General features: G+C 66.4%; 16 protein-coding genes and 1 pseudogene. 11 read left to right on the forward strand and 6 right to left on the reverse strand.

Annotation, left to right across the window (positions count from 1 at the left end; all coding sequences use genetic code 11):
• The 8 genes and pseudogenes from vgrG to FB547_RS18100 all read left to right on the forward strand — a co-directional run.
• Nucleotides 1–886, forward strand: a pseudogene (gene vgrG, locus FB547_RS18065) (type VI secretion system tip protein VgrG); the annotation flags it as partial.
• A 54-nt stretch (nt 887–940) separates the two neighbouring features.
• A complete protein-coding gene (locus tag FB547_RS18070) occupies nt 941–1945 on the forward strand; it encodes a DUF2515 family protein (RefSeq protein WP_145744589.1) in 1005 nt (334 codons plus the stop codon).
• Between the two features lie 111 nt (nt 1946–2056).
• Nucleotides 2057–2836, forward strand: a complete 780-nt coding sequence (locus FB547_RS18075) for a hypothetical protein (protein WP_145744591.1) — start codon at nt 2057–2059, stop codon at nt 2834–2836.
• A gap of 319 nt (nt 2837–3155) precedes the next feature.
• Nucleotides 3156–3413, forward strand: a complete 258-nt coding sequence (locus FB547_RS33625; protein ID WP_261380331.1) for a pentapeptide repeat-containing protein — start codon at nt 3156–3158, stop codon at nt 3411–3413.
• Between the two features lie 184 nt (nt 3414–3597).
• Nucleotides 3598–4602 carry a sugar ABC transporter substrate-binding protein gene (locus FB547_RS18085; RefSeq protein ID WP_145744593.1) on the forward strand — a complete coding sequence of 335 codons (1005 nt, stop codon included), beginning with the start codon at nt 3598–3600 and terminating at the stop codon, nt 4600–4602.
• A 19-nt stretch (nt 4603–4621) separates the two neighbouring features.
• Nucleotides 4622–5581, forward strand: a complete 960-nt coding sequence (locus FB547_RS18090) for an ABC transporter permease (RefSeq protein ID WP_145744595.1) — start codon at nt 4622–4624, stop codon at nt 5579–5581.
• Complete coding sequence (locus tag FB547_RS18095; RefSeq protein ID WP_145744597.1) at nt 5581–6378, forward strand: ATP-binding cassette domain-containing protein; 798 nt, start codon at nt 5581–5583, stop codon at nt 6376–6378. Before FB547_RS18090 ends, FB547_RS18095 begins: the two co-directional genes overlap by 1 nt.
• Nucleotides 6371–7600, forward strand: a complete 1230-nt coding sequence (locus tag FB547_RS18100) for an ROK family transcriptional regulator (RefSeq protein ID WP_145744599.1) — start codon at nt 6371–6373, stop codon at nt 7598–7600. Before FB547_RS18095 ends, FB547_RS18100 begins: the two co-directional genes overlap by 8 nt.
• A gap of 34 nt (nt 7601–7634) precedes the next feature.
• Here the strand turns inward: FB547_RS18100 and FB547_RS18105 are convergent, their stop codons facing one another.
• The 6 genes from FB547_RS18105 to FB547_RS18130 form a co-directional block, all read right to left on the reverse strand.
• A complete protein-coding gene (locus tag FB547_RS18105; protein ID WP_145744601.1) occupies nt 7635–8075 on the reverse strand; it encodes a hypothetical protein in 441 nt (146 codons plus the stop codon).
• Between the two features lie 143 nt (nt 8076–8218).
• Nucleotides 8219–9241: a Bug family tripartite tricarboxylate transporter substrate binding protein gene (locus tag FB547_RS18110; protein ID WP_145744603.1), complete on the reverse strand. Its 1023-nt coding sequence runs from the start codon at nt 9239–9241 to the stop codon at nt 8219–8221.
• Between the two features lie 28 nt (nt 9242–9269).
• A complete protein-coding gene (locus FB547_RS18115; protein ID WP_261380332.1) occupies nt 9270–10688 on the reverse strand; it encodes a sensor histidine kinase in 1419 nt (472 codons plus the stop codon).
• On the reverse strand, nt 10689–11354 hold the full coding sequence (locus FB547_RS18120; protein ID WP_145744605.1) for a response regulator: 666 nt from the start codon (nt 11352–11354) through the stop codon (nt 10689–10691).
• A 25-nt stretch (nt 11355–11379) separates the two neighbouring features.
• Nucleotides 11380–12390, reverse strand: a complete 1011-nt coding sequence (locus tag FB547_RS18125; protein WP_145744607.1) for a Bug family tripartite tricarboxylate transporter substrate binding protein — start codon at nt 12388–12390, stop codon at nt 11380–11382.
• Nucleotides 12391–12474: 84 nt separating this feature from the next.
• Complete coding sequence (locus FB547_RS18130) at nt 12475–13269, reverse strand: IclR family transcriptional regulator C-terminal domain-containing protein (protein ID WP_145744608.1); 795 nt, start codon at nt 13267–13269, stop codon at nt 12475–12477.
• A gap of 201 nt (nt 13270–13470) precedes the next feature.
• Here FB547_RS18130 and FB547_RS18135 point away from each other — a divergent pair, with 201 nt between their 5' ends.
• The 3 genes from FB547_RS18135 to FB547_RS18145 are packed head-to-tail and all read left to right on the forward strand — an operon-like array spanning nt 13471 to nt 16324.
• Entirely contained in the window at nt 13471–14394 is a 924-nt protein-coding gene (locus FB547_RS18135) for a shikimate dehydrogenase family protein (RefSeq protein ID WP_145744610.1), read from the forward strand.
• Nucleotides 14395–14436: 42 nt separating this feature from the next.
• Nucleotides 14437–15042: a TRAP transporter small permease gene (locus tag FB547_RS18140; RefSeq protein ID WP_145744612.1), complete on the forward strand. Its 606-nt coding sequence runs from the start codon at nt 14437–14439 to the stop codon at nt 15040–15042.
• A 1-nt stretch (nt 15043) separates the two neighbouring features.
• Complete coding sequence (locus FB547_RS18145; RefSeq protein WP_145744613.1) at nt 15044–16324, forward strand: TRAP transporter large permease subunit; 1281 nt, start codon at nt 15044–15046, stop codon at nt 16322–16324.
• Nucleotides 16325–16362 lie beyond the last annotated feature (38 nt).

Here is a 16362-nt window from a genome sequence, read left to right on the forward strand (position 1 = left end):
TGGACCGACCGCTACGGCCGCATCAAGGTGCAGTTCCACTGGGACCGGCTGGGCCAGCACAACGAGCATTCGAGCTGCTGGGTGCGCGTGTCCACCGCCTGGGCCGGCGCCACTTTCGGCGCGGCCGCCTTGCCGCGCATCGGGCAGGAGGTGATCGTCGATTTCCTCAACGGCGACCCCGACCATCCGATCGTCACCGGCCGGGTGCACAACGCCGACGAGATGCCCGCTTGGGCCCTGCCCAGCCAGAAGCAGCTCACGGGCATCCGCAGCCGCGAATTGGGCGGTGGGCGCAGCAACCACCTCGCCCTGGATGATTCCAGCGGCAAGGTGCAGGCCCAGCTCAAGAGCGACCACCAGAGCTCCAGCCTGAGCCTGGGCCACATCGGGCGACCTCACGGCGCTCAGGGACAGCATCAACGCGCTGGCCAAGCTGGACATCAAGATGGAGGCCAACCGGATCACCATCACGGCGAAGGAAGAGGTGCTCGTCAACGGCGGCTCCAGCTACACGCGCTGGACCGCCGGCGGCATCGAGAGCGGCACCCTCGGCCTGTGGCGCGCGCATGCGGCTTCGCATTCGATGGTGGGGCCTAGATCCATGGGGGTGAACGTGCGGGGCGAGCCGGAGCTCTCGCTGTACGACGAGACGTTCAAACTGCTCGACCCCAAGGGCAATCCCATGGCCCACATCCCTTACGCCCTGAGGGGCGCAGGCGACATCGGCCACGAGGCCCAGACCGGCAAGTCCGGCCAGACACCAAGAATCAATACCAAGAGCCCGGAAAAGTTGAAGTTCTCCCTGGCGTGGGCGGAAATCTTCGTGGATTCCGATGCCGACAAGAGTCCCGATACATCCGGAAGGGGAAGGGCAGCAAGCACATGAACGACCGTACCACCGTCGAAGCGACAACCAACGAAACCCAGAACAGCTGCGTCGATGTCCACTGCGACTGTCCCACGTTGTGGTCAATGGCGCAGCAGTTCTGCTATCTGCGCCTTTCGAACTCGACGACCAAAGAAGAGGGGGGGCACGATCAGCCACCGGCTGATCAATTTCTTCCCCGCACGAGCAAGGCGGATTGCTGCGACCTATGCGCGGCTGTACCTTGAACTGGAAGACCACAGCACGCCGGCAAAGAAGGGGCGCTACTACTGGATGGCGCTGGGAGCGTTCGCTAGCAAGACCGTCGCTTGTTCGATCGAATCGCTGCAGTTGACTTGGACGCGAGGTGTGATGGGATCGACAGTGCGCGAAGGCTTGGGGCAAGGCAATTTCTGGCTTTTCAACGACATTGCGGCGTGGCACTGGTTCTACAACGTGAGTCCGGATTCGTTCGATCATTGCGTGGAAGAGCGAGATACCAATACCTACGTCACTCAGGTCAAGGAGCAAGTCGACAAGCTGCCTTGGGCTGCGCAATCACTGGCCAAGATCGACAGGCTCAAGGTGAAGCCGGAAGTCAGGCAAGGATTCGAACTCGTCAAGAAAATCGAAAATACGTCCCCTTCTCCCCGCCGAGAGGAAAATCAACTACGCCATCTGATGAAAATGGCTGCCCATGAGCAAAAAAACATCCTGCAAAATCTCATTTATAACAATGCCGATTTTTCTTGGTGGATCAAAGTTCAAAGAAATGATTCGGAGTTGCGGGGGCTGGCAAAGGCTTTTGCAGTTCCGGCAAGTTGGGTCAGCCCCAAGTTGAAGGTTTCTTTCATCAGTCAATGCGATACCGATCTTCCGGAGTACAGCAATGTCGCTTCCGAGGATACGAAATTGAAAAGCTATCAAAGCCGAATGAAATGGATCGAGTTGGTCGGGAGCCAATTTCATGACTTGATGAGAAGAAAGACCTCGTTCATGGAAGCGGAACTGTCGGCGATGGCAGGCTGGGTCGATACACAAGATTCGGTTGTTTATCTGAAGGAAAGTCGAGCACTCTGATGAATTTTCGAGAATTAAATGGGGTGTTCGCCATTTTTTTTGCTTGCCAGTTTTTCTTTTTTGGCGTGGGCTGCCCCAAGCCAAACCCCAGATGCCTTATCGAAAACAGTTATGAATTCCTCGGAAAAACGCAACGTATTCGTAGAGATTGGAGAGCCTCCCGAGGCTTGGGTCAGACGTTATGGGAAAAAGGTTGAAATCAATTCAAAAAATCATGGGTTAAAGTTCTACGGCCTCGATTGGACGGTCAAAAATCCGGGGCAATTGATCGTTCGCAATCGTTTAAGTGAATTTCAATTGGAAGCGGTGCTGGGGGCAATGGGGACTTTCGATGACGAATATCCAGGAGAGGGCTTTTCGAAGATTGTGATTACGACGAACATCTCCCAGAGCGAAACCATCGCTCATGACGAAGCTCGGCAAAAAATATTCGCACTGCTGCAAAAAATCCGAAGTGCAGGATGGACACGCTGGATCTATCCGAGTGACCCTCGATTGAGCGGGGAGGACGCATTTCGTTATCAAATCGCAGAAGACGATACGTTCTACTCATTGGACTCGAATTACCTGCCTCCCTTGGATGTCTGGATGAAGCTTTCAGATCGCTCGCAATGGAAGTTCTTCTTGAATGATGTTGCTATGTCCGTCAGATTCTCTAGAGACCAGGATCGGATGAAGCCGAACCTCCCCGGCGCGTATATTGTTTGGATCGAGCTGATATCGAAGAACGAGATGGAGCGTAGCGAATTTCAAGGTGAGGAGCGTAAAAAATGGAAGGCGCTATATCCTGGGGCAAGAAAAAGACAGCTGTCCATCCGCATTGAGCAGGAAAAAAAACTCCAGATGCAAGGTTATAAAATAGATGTCGAATATAAGAATCCAGATCAATGACATTGCAGAGCCCTTGGGCAGGAGATGGCCCCGTTGACGTGGGATGAACCATTGTGGCAATTGGGACAAACAACATAAGCGCCCAACAATTCATCCTCGACCACGACAAATGGCGCAAAGGCCTCGGCGGCGCGCCCGCGGGCCTGGCCGGCCAAAGCGACGCCAATGCCTATCCCCGGCTGGACTGGAAACGGCGCAGTTCGCCGCGTCGTCCTTCTCGGGCAGCAGCTTCACGGACACGGTCTTTAGGCGCGCCGGCTGGACCGCCTGCCAATTCGATGGCTGCAGCTTCACGCGCTGCAACGTCGAGCACATCGCTATGGCGGATTGCGTGTTCACGCGCTGTGCCTTCGACCAGGCGCAGTTCAGCCAAAGCTCCCTTCGCGGTTGCCGCTTTGTCCAGTGCACGTGGAACGGCATGAACTTCGACGGCAGCGACTGGAGCCATGTGAAGGTGCTGCAGTGCAAGGGAACGAACGTGAACGCAAGGAACCTGCGCGGCGAGCAGGTCGACTTGACTGACAGCTATTTCGAGCAGGTCGAATTCGAGGGTGCGCAGCTCAACAACACCCTGTGAGGCCGCGAGGTGCGAACTTGCGCCCCCTCGGGTTTTCGATAACTAAAACCACTTGATTTAGTCGCTTCGCTCGCCGATAGTCTCCCTGCGTCCGGCCGCCGCGCTCCTTCCACACAGGGGCCGCTGCCGGTTATCCAGCCCCGCGGGCGCGTGCCGCCCGCCAACGAACGTACGGAGACAAACCATGTTCAGCTCCCGCTCCATCCTGGCCATGGCGGCCATGTCCCTGGCCGCATCGTCTGCCGCCTTCGCCGCCGACCAGCCCGTCATCGGCCTGGTCACCAAGACCGAAACCAATCCCTTTTTCGTCAAGATGAAGGAGGGCGCGCAGGAAGAGGCCAAGAAGCTCGGCGCCAAGCTGCTCTCGGGCTCGGGCAAGGCCGACGGCGACAACGCGGGCCAGATCACCGCGATGGAAAACATGATCGCCGCGGGCGCCAAGACCATCCTCATCACGCCGAGCGATGCCAAAGCCATCGTGCCGGCCATCAAGAAGGCGCGCGACAAGGGCGTGATGGTGATCGCGCTCGACAGCCCGGCCGATCCGCCGGATGCGACCGATGCGCTCTTTGCCACCAACAACTACACGGCCGGCGTGCTGATCGGCGAATATGCCAAGGCCGCGATGGCCGGCAAGACGCCGAAGATCGTCGCGCTCGACCTGCTGCCGGGCCACCCGGTGGGCGCGCAGCGGCACAACGGCTTCATGAAGGGCTTCGGCCTGCCGGCCAACGACGCCAAGTCGAACGAGCTGTCGAAGGCGCCCGAGATCGTCTGCATGGCCGACAGCTTCGGCGACCAGGCCAAGGCGCAGACGGCGATGGAAAACTGCCTGCAGAAGGCGCCCGACGTGAACCTGGTCTACACCATCAACGAACCCGCCGCGGCCGGTGCCTACAACGCGCTGAAGCGGGCAGGCAAGGAGAAGGGCGTGCTGATCGTCTCGGTGGACGGCGGCTGCCAGGGCATCAAGGACACCAGCGCCGGCATCATCGCCGCCACTTCGCAGCAGTACCCGCTCAAGATGGCCGCGATGGGCGTGGCGGCGGGCGTGGAGTTTGCCAAGACGGGCAAGAAGGCCTCGGGCTACGTCGACACGGGCGTGACCCTGATCGCGGGCAAGAGCGTGGCCGGCGTCGACAGCAAGGACACCAAGACCGGCGCCGAGCTGTGCTGGGGCAAGAAGTAAGCCGGCCCGGAGCGTCCTGATGGCGAAATCTCCAACGCACCACATTCCGTGGGGCGCCCTGGGGCCGTGGCTGGCCCTGCTTGGCGCATGCATCTTCTTTGCGACCCAGTCCGACCGTTTTCTCACGGGGGACAACCTCTCGCTGATCCTGCAGCAGGTGATGGTGGTCGGCGTGATCGCCATCGGCCAGACGCTGATCATTCTCACGGCGGGCATCGACCTGTCGTGCGGCATGGTGATGGCGCTGGGCAGCATCATCATGAGCAAGTTCGCGACCGAGCTCGGGCTGCCGGTGCCGGTGGCCATTCTGTGCGGCGTGGGCGTGACGACGCTGTTCGGGCTGGTCAACGGCCTGCTGGTCACGCGCATCAAGCTGCCGCCCTTCATCGTGACCCTGGGCACGCTGAACATCGCGTTCGCGATCACGCAGCTGTATTCGTCATCCCAGACCATCACCGACCTGCCCGCCGGCCTCACGGGGCTGGGCACCACCTTCGCCGTCGGCGGCGCCGCGGTGGCCTGGGGCGCGGTGCTGATGCTGGTGCTCTATGCGCTCGCCTGGTTCGTGCTGCGCGAGACGGCGGCGGGGCGGCACATCTACGCGGTGGGCAATAACGCCGAGGCCACGCGGCTGGTCGGTATTCCGACGCAGCGCGTGCTGCTGGGCGTGTACGTGGCGGCGGGTGCGCTCTACGGCATTGCCTCGCTGCTGTCGGTGGCGCGCACCGGCGTGGGCGACCCGAACGCGGGGCAGACCGAGAACCTCGACGCCATCACGGCCGTGGTGCTCGGCGGCACCAGCCTGTTCGGCGGCCGCGGCGTGGTGCTGGGCTCGCTGATCGGCGTGCTGATCGTGGGCGTGTTCCGCAACGGGCTCACGCTGATGGGCGTGTCCTCGATCTACCAGGTGCTGGTGACGGGCGTGCTGGTGATTCTGGCGGTGGCGGCAGACCAGCTGTCGCGCCGGGGAGCACGTTGATGAATACCGTGGCAAACCCCAAGATCGTGATGCAGGCCCGTGGCCTGGTGAAGCGCTACGGCCAGGTCACGGCGCTCGATGGTGTCGACTTCGAACTGCGCGAAGGAGAAATCCTCGCGGTGATCGGCGACAACGGCGCGGGCAAGTCGTCGCTGATCAAGGCGCTGTCGGGCGCCATCGTGCCGGACGAGGGCGAGATCCTGCTCGACGGCGCGCCGGTGCACTTTCGCAACCCGCTCGATGCGCGGCGTGCAGGCATCGAGACGGTCTACCAGGACCTGGCGGTGGCGCCCGCCATGACCATCTACGAGAACCTCTTTCTCGGCCGCGAGCTGCGCCGCCCCGGCTTCCTGGGCAACATGCTGCGCATGCTCGACAAGAAGAAGATGCTGCACGAAAGCGCGGCCCGCATGGCGGACCTGAAGGTCGGCATCCAGTCGATGACGCAGGCAGTCGAAACGCTCTCGGGCGGCCAGCGCCAGTGCGTGGCGGTGGCGCGCAGCGCGGCCTTCGCGCGGCACGTGGTCATCATGGACGAGCCCACCGCGGCACTTGGCGTGAAGGAGGGCAACATGGTGCTCGAGCTGATCCGCCGCGTGCGCGACCGCGGCCTGCCGGTGGTGCTCATCAGCCACAACATGCCGCACGTGTTCGAGGTGGCCGACCGCATCCACGTGGCGCGCCTGGGCAAGCGCGCGGCGGTGCTCAACCCGAAGAACATCAGCATGAGCGACACGGTGGCCGTGATGACCGGTGCCATGACCGCCGACCAGCTGCCCGCGGAGGCGCATGCCTGATGCAGAAGCCCCTGCGCGCTCGCCCGACCTGCTGCGGCCTCGCGGGTCCAACCAGGTCGGCATGCGCCAGTTCAACGAGCGCACCGTGCTGCAGGCGCTGCGCGTTCACACCAGCCTGCCCAAGGCCGACCTCGCGCGGCTCACGGGGCTGAGCGCGCAGACCATCGGGCTCATCACCGCGCGGCTCGAGGAAGACGGGCTCATCATCAAGCAGGGCCGCGTGCGCGGCCGCATCGGGCAGCCTTCGGTGCCGCTTGCCTTGAACCCGGACGGGGCCTTTGCGATCGGCATCAAGGTGGGCCGGCGCGGCGCCGAATGGCTCTTGATCGACTTCACCGCGAAGGTGCGCGAGCGGCATGCGATCAGCTACGACTTTCCCGATGCGGACGAACTGCTGCCCGCCATCGCGCAGCACATCCACCGGCTGCGCGAGGGCCTCGGGCCGCTGGCGGTGCGCAACGTGGGTGCGGGGCTGGCCGCGCCGTTCCAGCTCGGAGGCTGGCATCGCACGCTGGGGCTGTCGAAGGCGCAGGCCGACCTCTGGAACCAGATGGACCTGGCGGCCGAGGTGCGCGCGCGCACCGAGCTGCCCGTGAGCTTTGCGCGCGACACGGTGGCAGCCTGCGTGGCCGAGTTGGTGGGCGGGCGCGGCCATGACCTGAAGAGCTTTCTCTACATCTTCGTCGACACCTTCGTGGGCGGCGGGCTGGTCATCAACTCGCACCTGCACACCGGCGCGCACGGCAACGCGGGCGCGCTGGCTTCGCTGCCGATGCAGCCGGCGCAGGCTGGTGCGGGCGGGGCGCTGCCGCCGCAGGTGATGGCCGAGGCCTCGCTGTGGGAACTGGAACAGCGGCTGCAGGCCCAGGGCCTGGATACCACCGCGGCCTACGACGACCGCGCGCTGCAGGCGCCCTTTGCCGCAGCCACGCAGGCCTGGCTCGGCTCCGCATCGCTGGCGCTCGCGCATGCCATCGTGAGCAGCACGGCGGTGCTCGACCTGGCGGACGTGGTGATGGACGGCTCGATGTCGCGCTCGCTGCTGCAAGCCCTGCTCGAGCAGACCCGTGCAGCGCTGGCCCGGTGCAACTGGGAGGGCTTGTGGGCGCCGCAGCTGCATGGGGGCCGGGTGGGTGCACAGGCGTGTGCGCTGGGCGGCGCGATGCTGCCGCTGCACGCCAATTTCGCGCCCGATCATGATGTGTTCCTGAAGGCGGCCTGAGGCGCGGCTCCGGTCCGGTTCTGAACCACGCCGCCTATAGCCGCGCCGCTGCCACGTGCAGGTTGCGTGGCAGTCGCAGCGTGCTTGCGCGTGCGCTTTCGGGGCAGGGCCCATCGGAATAGAGGGCATCGCCCTCGGGCATGACACACTTTTGCACTTCGACGAAGGCGGGCGGCTCTGCTGGAGCGACCGCCGGGCTTTCGATGACGGCGTTCACGAGCGGCGCGCGAAAAGGCACCGGCGGGGCAGGCGCTTCCCTGGCTGGCACCGGGGGCTCGACATGGGCCGGCATGGTCGCTGCCGGCAAGGCCGGTGCGCGCGCGGTGCTTTCGTGCACCAGGTCTTTCAAGGCCACATAGAAAAGGGATGTCGCCAGCAGCGCCACGGCCAGGCAGGGCGCCCAGTACCGTTGCGAGCCGGATCGGCGCGCAGCATCCGGGTGCCTGGACGGGTCGATCGTGTGTTCCGGGCTCATGGCTGAAGCTCCTTGGTTGTCTTCAGCCGTTCTTACCGGCGCCCGTCTGGCGCTGCTGTAGGCCTGCGCCACGTGGCGCTACGGAATCCGCCGCGTCGATGCCGTGGAAAGGACCGCTGCGGGGCCTCGCCCACCCGGGTTCTTCAGGGCTTCCAGCGCCGCAGGCCCAGTTCTTCGGCGAGCTGCCGGTAGGCCTGGATGCGGGCCTGCACGTAGTCGTCGAGCGCGGCGCCGGTCAGCGCGAAGGGGTAGAGGCCATGCCGTTCGCGCAGCGCCGCATAGCCGGGCGCGGCCGTGGCTTCGACGAATGCCGCAGTCCATGCGCGCACCGCGGCATCGGGAACGTTCGCGCTGAGGTACAGGCCGCGCACGGTCGGCCAGACGATGTCCACGCCTTGCTCTCGCGCGGTCGGCACACCGTCGAGTGCACCGCCCAGCCGCGCCTGCGAGAGCACGGCCAGCAGCCGCACCGCCGCACCGCCCGCGATGGCCTGCAGCGCCTCGGCGGCGTCGCCGGGGAACGCATCGACGTGCCTGCCCTGCAGCGCGCCCAGCGCGTCGCCGCCGCCTTCGAAGGACACGAAGCGCATGGCGCGGTGGTCGCGGCCGGCGGCGCGCACCAGCAGCGCGGCCTTCACCCAATCCTGGCTGCCGACCGTACCGCCCGCGCCAAAGGCCACGCGCGAGGGGTCCTGGCGCAGCGCGGCCACCAGGTCCTGCAATTGCCTGTAGGGCGAGTCGCGGTGCACGGCGATCACGCCGTAGTCGGTGCCGAGCGCGGCAATCCAGCGCACGGCTGAGGGCGCATGCGGACCGAAGCGGCCCTGCGCGAGGTTGAGCAGCGAGCCGCTGGAGAACGCCACCAGCGTGCCAGGCCCGCCGAGCCGGCCGGTGGCGATGCGGTCGAAGGCCACCGCGCCGATGCCGCCCGGCAGGTAGCGCAGGCCGAGCGGCGGCCGCGCGGGGCGCACGGCCTGCAGCGCATCGCGCGCCAGCGCGCAGGTCAGGTCGAAGCCGCCGCCGGCCTTGGCGGGGATCACGCATTCGGCCGCGGCCAACGACGGATCGGTGGTGCTCTGCGCCATGGCCGTGCGCGCGATGCCGGGCATCAGCAGTGCAGACAGCGCGCTGAGCGCATGGCGGCGGGTGGCGAAAGGAATCGGCATGGGAGCGTTGGGCGGCGCGACGTCCCGGCTAGCTGGCCGCCGGACGGGGCCACCAGATGATCGCATGCAGCCCCGTGCCGGACTCGCGTGCCTCGAGCCGCAGCTCCCCGCGGTGCCGCTGCGCGATGGAGCGCGCGATGGCCAGGCCGAGCCCGAAGCCGCCCTTGCCCGCGCGCGCCCCGCGGCGAAAGCGCTGGCCCAGCGCGGTGCGCTCCTCATTGCTCAGGCCGGGGCCGTCGTCCTCGACGTTGAGGCTCCAGCCCGCCGCATCGCCCGCCGCGAAGAGGGTGATCGTGCCTTCGGCCGGCGTGTAGGCGATGGCATTCGCCACAAGGTTGCTCAAGGCTTCGCGCAGCAGTGCCCGGTCGGCCACCGCGAAGAACTCGGGCGCGGGCGCATGGATGCCCAGGTCGATGCGCTTGGCGCGCGCGAGCGGCAGCAGGTCGACGGCCACTTCGCGCAGCAGCGCCGCCAGGTCGAACTCGGCGGGCTCCACCGCCACCGTGTCGCTGCGGCCCAGCGCCAGCAGCTGCTGCGCGCTGCGCGTCGCGCGGCCGATCTCGGTGCCGAGCGCGTCGAGTGCGGCCTGCACCTGCGCCGGGTCTTCCTCGCGCCTGGCGTAGTCGGCCTGCATCTGCAGCGTGGTGAGGTGCGTGCGCAGCTGGTGGGACGCATCGTCGAGAAACTGGCGCTGCTGCGCCGCCAGTTCCTGCGTGCGCGACATCTGCTGGTTGACGGCGGTGACCAGCGGCCGGACTTCCGCGGGCAGGTCGGCGTCCGCGATTCGGGTCAGGTCGTCGGGCGCGCGGGCCTGCACCTCGCGCGCGAGCCGCGACAGCGGCCGCAGCGCCGCGGCCAGCGCCAATGAGGTGCTGCACAGCAGCAGCGCGAGCACCAGTCCGTCGCGCAGCGCGGCGCTTCGGACAAAGCGCGCGCTGAATTCCTGCCGCGAGCGCGTGCTCTCGCCCACCTGGATCAGCACGCTGCGCCCGGTGCTGCCGGCCGGCGTGCGGTCGAGGTCGCGCCGGTAGGCCGCGAGCCGCACGGACTCGCCGAAATAGCTTGCGTCGTAGAAGGCCGGCACGCCCGTGCGCAGCTCGGCGGGCGGCGCGGGCAGGTCGGCGCTGCCGAGTTCGACCAGGCCGTCGGAGGTCGCCACGCGAAAGAACACCTGGCCGCTGGCCGTGAGCTCGAAGAACTCGAACATCGTGTAGGGCAGTTCGACCGAGAGGCCGCCCGAGACGGTGGAGATGTTCGCGTCGATTGACTTGAGCGCGCCGAGCAGCGAGCGGTCGTAGGCCGCGTTGGCGGCAGCCAGCGCGTCGTGCCGCGTCATCCACAGCTCGATGCCGGTCACCAGCAGCAGGGCGGGGAACAGCAGCAGCGCGAGCCGCCGCCACAGGCTCGCGCGCCGCAGGCGCTGTGCGAATGGGCGCAGCGCACTCACTCAGTCGGCTTCCAGCACGTAGCCCAGGCCGCGCAGCGTGACGATGCGTACCCCGCTGCCGTCGAGCCGCTTGCGCAGCCGGTAGACCAGCACTTCGACCGCTTCGAGATGCACCTCATCGTCGTCGGAGAACACGCGCTCGAGGATCTGCTGCTTGGACAGCGGCTCGCCGCTGCGCTGCACCAGCACGCGCAGCACCGCCTGTTCGCGCGGCGACAGTGCCAGCGCTTCGCCGTCCAGCACGAACTGCCGGCGCGCGCCGTCGTACGCGAGCGGCCCGCAGGCCAGGCGCGGATGCTCCACGCCGCGCGCGCGGCGCACCAGCGCATGCAGCCGCGCCTCGAGTTCGGCCAGCGCGAAGGGCTTGGCCAGGAAGTCGTCGGCGCCCGCATTGAGCGAGGCCACGCGCTCGCTCAGCGAATCGCGCGCGGTGAGGATCAGCGCGGGCAGCCGCTGGTCGCGCTCGCGCAGCCGCTGCAGCACTGTGTGGCCGTCCATGCCCGGCAGGCCGAGGTCGAGCACCAGCGCGTCGTGGTCGCGCTGCTGCAGCGCGCGGTCGGCGAGCCGGCCGTCATCCACCCATTCGACCTGGATGCCCGCATGCTCCAGCGCCTTGCACAGCCAGGTGCCCAGGGTGTGTTCGTCTTCGGCCAGCAGGATGCGCATGGCGCGATGCTAGAGGCTGGAGCGCTCAATCAGGCTTGATGTTTGCCCTTGCGATGACCTTCTGCCAACGGGCTTGTTCCGCCGCGATGAACTGTGCGAACTGCTCGGGCGTGCCGCCGACGGCCTCGGCCGCATCGGCCGTGAGCCGCTGCATCGAATCCGGCGACTTCACGGCCTTCATCGTTTCGGCCGAGAGCTTGGCGAGGTTCGCGGGCTCGATGTTGGCCGGTGCGAGCATGCCGTACCACTGGGTCATCTCGAAGCCCGGGAAGCCCTGCTCGGCCACCGTGGCCACGTCGGGCAGTTGCGCGAGGCGCTTGGCCGAGCCGGTGGCGATGCAGCGCACCTTGCCTGCCTTGATGAACGGAATGATGGCCGCGGCGCCGATGGCCGAGGCGTCGAGCCGGCCCGAGAGCAGGTCGGTCACCATCGGCCCGGTGCCGCGGTAGGGCACGTGCAGCATGAACACGTCCGCCGTCATCTTCAGGTATTCGAAGGCCAGATGGCCCGCGCTGCCGTTGCCTGCGGAGCCGTAGCTGAGCTTGCCGGGCTTGGACTTGGCGTAGGCGATGAATTCCTTGAGGTTCCTGGCGGGCACGTCGGGGTGCACCACGTAGAGGCTGGGCACCTTGGCCAGCAGGCTCACGGGCTTGAAGTCCTTGTTCGCGTCGTAGGGCAGCTTGGCGAAGATGTACGGGTTGACCGCCAGCGTGCCGATGTGGCCGAGGATGATCGTGTGCTGGTCGGTGCTGCGCGCCACCTCGCTCATCGCGATGTTGCCGGCCGCGCCTGGCTTGTTGTCGACGAAGACGCTCTGGCCCAGCGTGCGCGAGAGTTCGGCGGCGGTGGAGCGCGCCACGATCTCCGAGCTGCCGCCCGGCGCAAAGGGCACGACGAAGCGCACCGACTTGCTGGGCCATGCCGACTGGGCCAAGGCGAGAGAAGGAAGCAGGCCGCCGAGGGCGAGCGCGGACCCGCCCTGCAGCCATTGGCGGCGCGTGGGCTGCAGGTCGTTCGGGAAGAAGTTGTCGGACATGGTGCTTGTCTCCATCGATCTTGTAGAAAAGGAAAGCCGCCATCCTGCCCGGCGGATGCTGTCGGAATGCTGTCAGTCCGCGATTCAGATCAGGTTGCGCATGGCTTGCGCCGTCTCGCGCAGCACCGGCAGCACGCGGGCGACCGCGTCCTCGGAGCTTTCGTGGCCCATCGGCATGGTGATGTTGAGCGCGCCCACCAGCGTGCCGTGCCGGTCGCGCAGCGGCACCGCAATGCCGCGCGAATTGAGGTCCAGCTGCTGCTCCGACAGCGCCCAGCCCTGGGCCCGGATGCGCGCGAGCTCCAGCTTCATGCGCTCCTTGCTTGCGATGGTGTGCGAGGTGAACACCTGCAGCTGCCGCGTGGCGAGCCAGCCGGCCAGCTCGGCGTCGCTGCGCAGCGCGAGCATCAGCATGCCTGCGGCCGTGACCTGCGCCGGCACCCGCGCGCCCAGCACGTAGCCCGTGCTCATGCTGCGGTTGGGTCCGTTGCGCGCGATGTAGACCACCTCGTCGCCGTCCATCACGCTGAGGTAGGCGATCTCGCTGGTGCCCGCGGCCACGCGCTGCAGGAAGGGCTGGACGATGCGCGGCAACCGCGCCGAGTCGAGGTACGACTGCCCGAGCCGCAGCACGCGCGGCGTGAGCCAGAACAGCTTGCCGTCGCTCGCCACGTAGCCCATGTGCTGCAGCGTCAGCAGATAGCGCCGCGCGGCGGTGCGCGTCATGCCGGTGCGTTCGCCGGCCTGGCTGGCGGTGAGTCGCGGATGGGCGTCGTCGAAGGCTTCGATGATGCTCACGCCGCGTTCCAGCCCGGCGATCCAGTCGCGCTTGTCGAGGCCGGCCGGCGCGGGGGAAAGATCGGTGGCATCGGTGCTCATGGCCCGAAGTGTGCCGTGCGGCGGGCGGTGCGGCGGCCCGGCTGGATAAGGACAAACCCTGTTTATGTACGATCATCGAACGAACAAGGATGATTGTCGATCGACATGGGCTTGATTCCTGAGCGAAATCCATGGAGAGGTGGCTAAAGTTCGCCTTGGCAATGGTCCTGGAGCGATTGCCGTACAAAAAAGAGGCAAGACATGACCACCTCCATCAGCGGCAGCACCCTGGCGTACCTGATCCCCGGCGACCCCGTGCGGAACGTGCGCCTGCCCCGGATGTTCAACGCCGCCTTCGAGCGCTTCGGCATCGACGCGGTGCTGGTGCCCGTGCAGGTGCCGCTGCGCGATTTCGCGGTGTTCTTCAAGTCGGCCTTCCTCGCGCGCAACGTGCGCGGAATGGTGATTGCACCGCCGCACAAGCCGCTGGCGGTCGACCTGCTCGACGGCTGCGGCCTGTTCGGCCGCGTGGCGGGCTCGGTCAACGTGGTGCGCCGCATCGAGAACAACGAGCTGGAGGGCGACCTGTTCGACGGCGAGGGCCTGCTGGGTGCGCTGGACCACTTCAACATTCCATTCCGCGGCAAGCGGGTGCTGATCCTGGGCGCCGGCGTGAGCGCCGCGGCCATCGGCGTGGCGCTGGCCGAAGGCGGCACGGTCGACGGCGCCGAGCACATCGCGTTCTACGACACCTCGGCCGGCAGGGCCGCCGGCGTGGCGGCCAAGCTCGACGCCTTCTTCGATGCCAACGTGGTGGCGGTCGACCGCAATGCGCCCGAGGGCTACGACCTCGTCATCAACGCCACGCCGCTGGGCCTGGACGAGGCGGACGCGCTGCCCGTCGACGTCGCACGCATGGACGCCCATGCCGCGCTGTTCGACATCCTGCTGCGCAACCAGCCGACGCCGCTGGTGCGCGCCGCGCGCGCGCGCGGCCTCAATGCGCAGGCCGGCTTCGAGATGCTGATCCAGCAGATGCCGCACTACTTCGGCTACTTCGGCCACAAGGATGCAGCCGAAGCGCTGCGCAAGGACGCGGATTTCCTGCGCGAGCTGATCTATCCGGCCGCCATGGCCGCGGAGATTACCGCCCCCTTGCGCTATCGCTCCGACAACGTCGCCTGAAAGCGCGGACCGACCCAGAACAATTTCAACAGGAGGCAAGCAATGACAAGGATCTTCTCGTGGTACTGCCGGGGGCTCGAAGGGCTCATGGCGCTGATGCTGGCCCTCATGGTGGCCATGGTGTTCGGCAACGTCGTGCTGCGCTACGGCTTCAATTCGGGCATCACCGTGTCGGAGGAAGTGTCGCGCTGGCTCTTCGTCTGGATGACCTTTCTGGGCGCCATCGTCGCGGTGCGCGAGCACGGCCACCTGGGCACCGACATGCTGATCTCGAAGCTGCCCACCTGGGGCAAGAAGCTGTGCCTGGTGGTGGCCCACGGGCTGATGCTGTTCGCCTCGTACCTGCTGCTCACGGGCAGCTGGCAGCAGACGCTGATCAACTGGGACGTGAGCGCGCCCACCACCGGCGCCTCGGTCGGCATCTTCTATTTCGTCGGCGTGGTGTTCGGCGTCTCGGCCATCGTGTTCCTGCTGTACGACCTGTGGCTGGCGCTGAGCGGAAAGCTCAGCGACGCAGAACTCGTGATGGTGCACGAGTCGGAAGAGCAGGGCGACATCGACCGCATCAACGCCGAACTGGCGCGCCGCGATGCGGAAGAAGAAGCACGCACCCGCCAGGGCAGCGGCAACGACACGCGAGGCCGCTGACATGACGATCGCCATCTTCCTCGGTGCCCTGCTGGGCGCCATGGCCATCGGCGTGCCGATCGCCTATTCGCTGCTGCTGTGCGGTGTCGCGCTGATGTGGCACCTCGACCTGTTCGACGCGCAGATCCTGGCGCAGAACGTGATCAACGGCGCCGACAGCTTTCCGCTGCTGGCCGTGCCTTTCTTCATGCTGGCCGGCGAGGCCATGAACCAGGGCGGGCTGTCGCGGCGCATCGTGAACCTGGCGCTGGCGGTGGTCGGCCACGTGCGCGGCGGCCTCGGCTACGTCGCGATCGTGGCGGCCTGCATCCTCTCGGCGCTCTCGGGGTCGGCGGTGGCCGACGCGGCCGCGCTGTCGGCGCTGCTGATCCCGATGATGGTGGCCGCCGGCCACGACAAGGCGCGCTCGGGCGGCCTGATCGCCGCCTCGGGCGTGATCGGGCCGATCATCCCGCCCTCGATCGGGTTCGTGATCTTCGGCGTTGCCGCCAACGTGTCGATCTCCAAGCTCTTCCTTGCGGGCATCTTCCCGGGCATCCTGATCGGCGCCTCGCTCTGGTTCACGTGGTGGTGGCTGGTGCGCAAGGAAAAGGTGCTGCCGCCGCCGCGCAAGTCCGGCGCCGAGATGCTCACCGCGCTGCGCGAGGCGACCTGGGCGCTGCTGCTGCCGCTGATCATCCTGGTGGGCCTGCGCTTCGGCATCTTCACGCCCACCGAGGCGGCCGTGGTGGCCGCGGTCTACGCGATCTTCGTGGCCACCGTCGTCTACCGCGAGCTCAAGCCCTCGCAGTTCTATGCCATGTTCGTCTCGGCCGCCAAGACCAGCGCGATCGTGATGTTCCTGGTTGCGGCGGCCATGGTCTCGGCCTGGCTCATCACCGTGGCCGACCTGCCGGCCAAGCTGGTCGCGCTGCTCGAGCCGCTGATCGCGAGCCCGATGCTGCTGATGGTCGTGATCATGGTGCTGGTGATGGCGGTCGGCACCGCAATGGACATGACGCCCACCATCCTGATCCTCACGCCGGTGCTGATGCCGGTCATCAAGGCCGCGGGCATCGATCCGGTCTACTTCGGCGTGCTTTTCATCATCAACAACTCGATCGGCCTCATCACGCCGCCGGTGGGCACAGTGCTCAACGTGGTGGCCGGCGTCGGCCGGATGAAGATGGACGAGGTCACGCGCGGCGTGTGGCCCTTTGCTGTTGCGGAGTTCGGAATGATGTTCCTGATGGTCATGTTCCCCCAACTCGTCATCTGGCCGGCCCGGCTGCTGAGCGGCTGACGTCCACCCTTTCTTTTTTCCCAGATCAACCCAAGGAG

It is taken from the genome of Variovorax beijingensis (genome assembly GCF_007828835.1).
Lineage (GTDB): Bacteria > Pseudomonadota > Gammaproteobacteria > Burkholderiales > Burkholderiaceae_C > Variovorax > Variovorax beijingensis_A.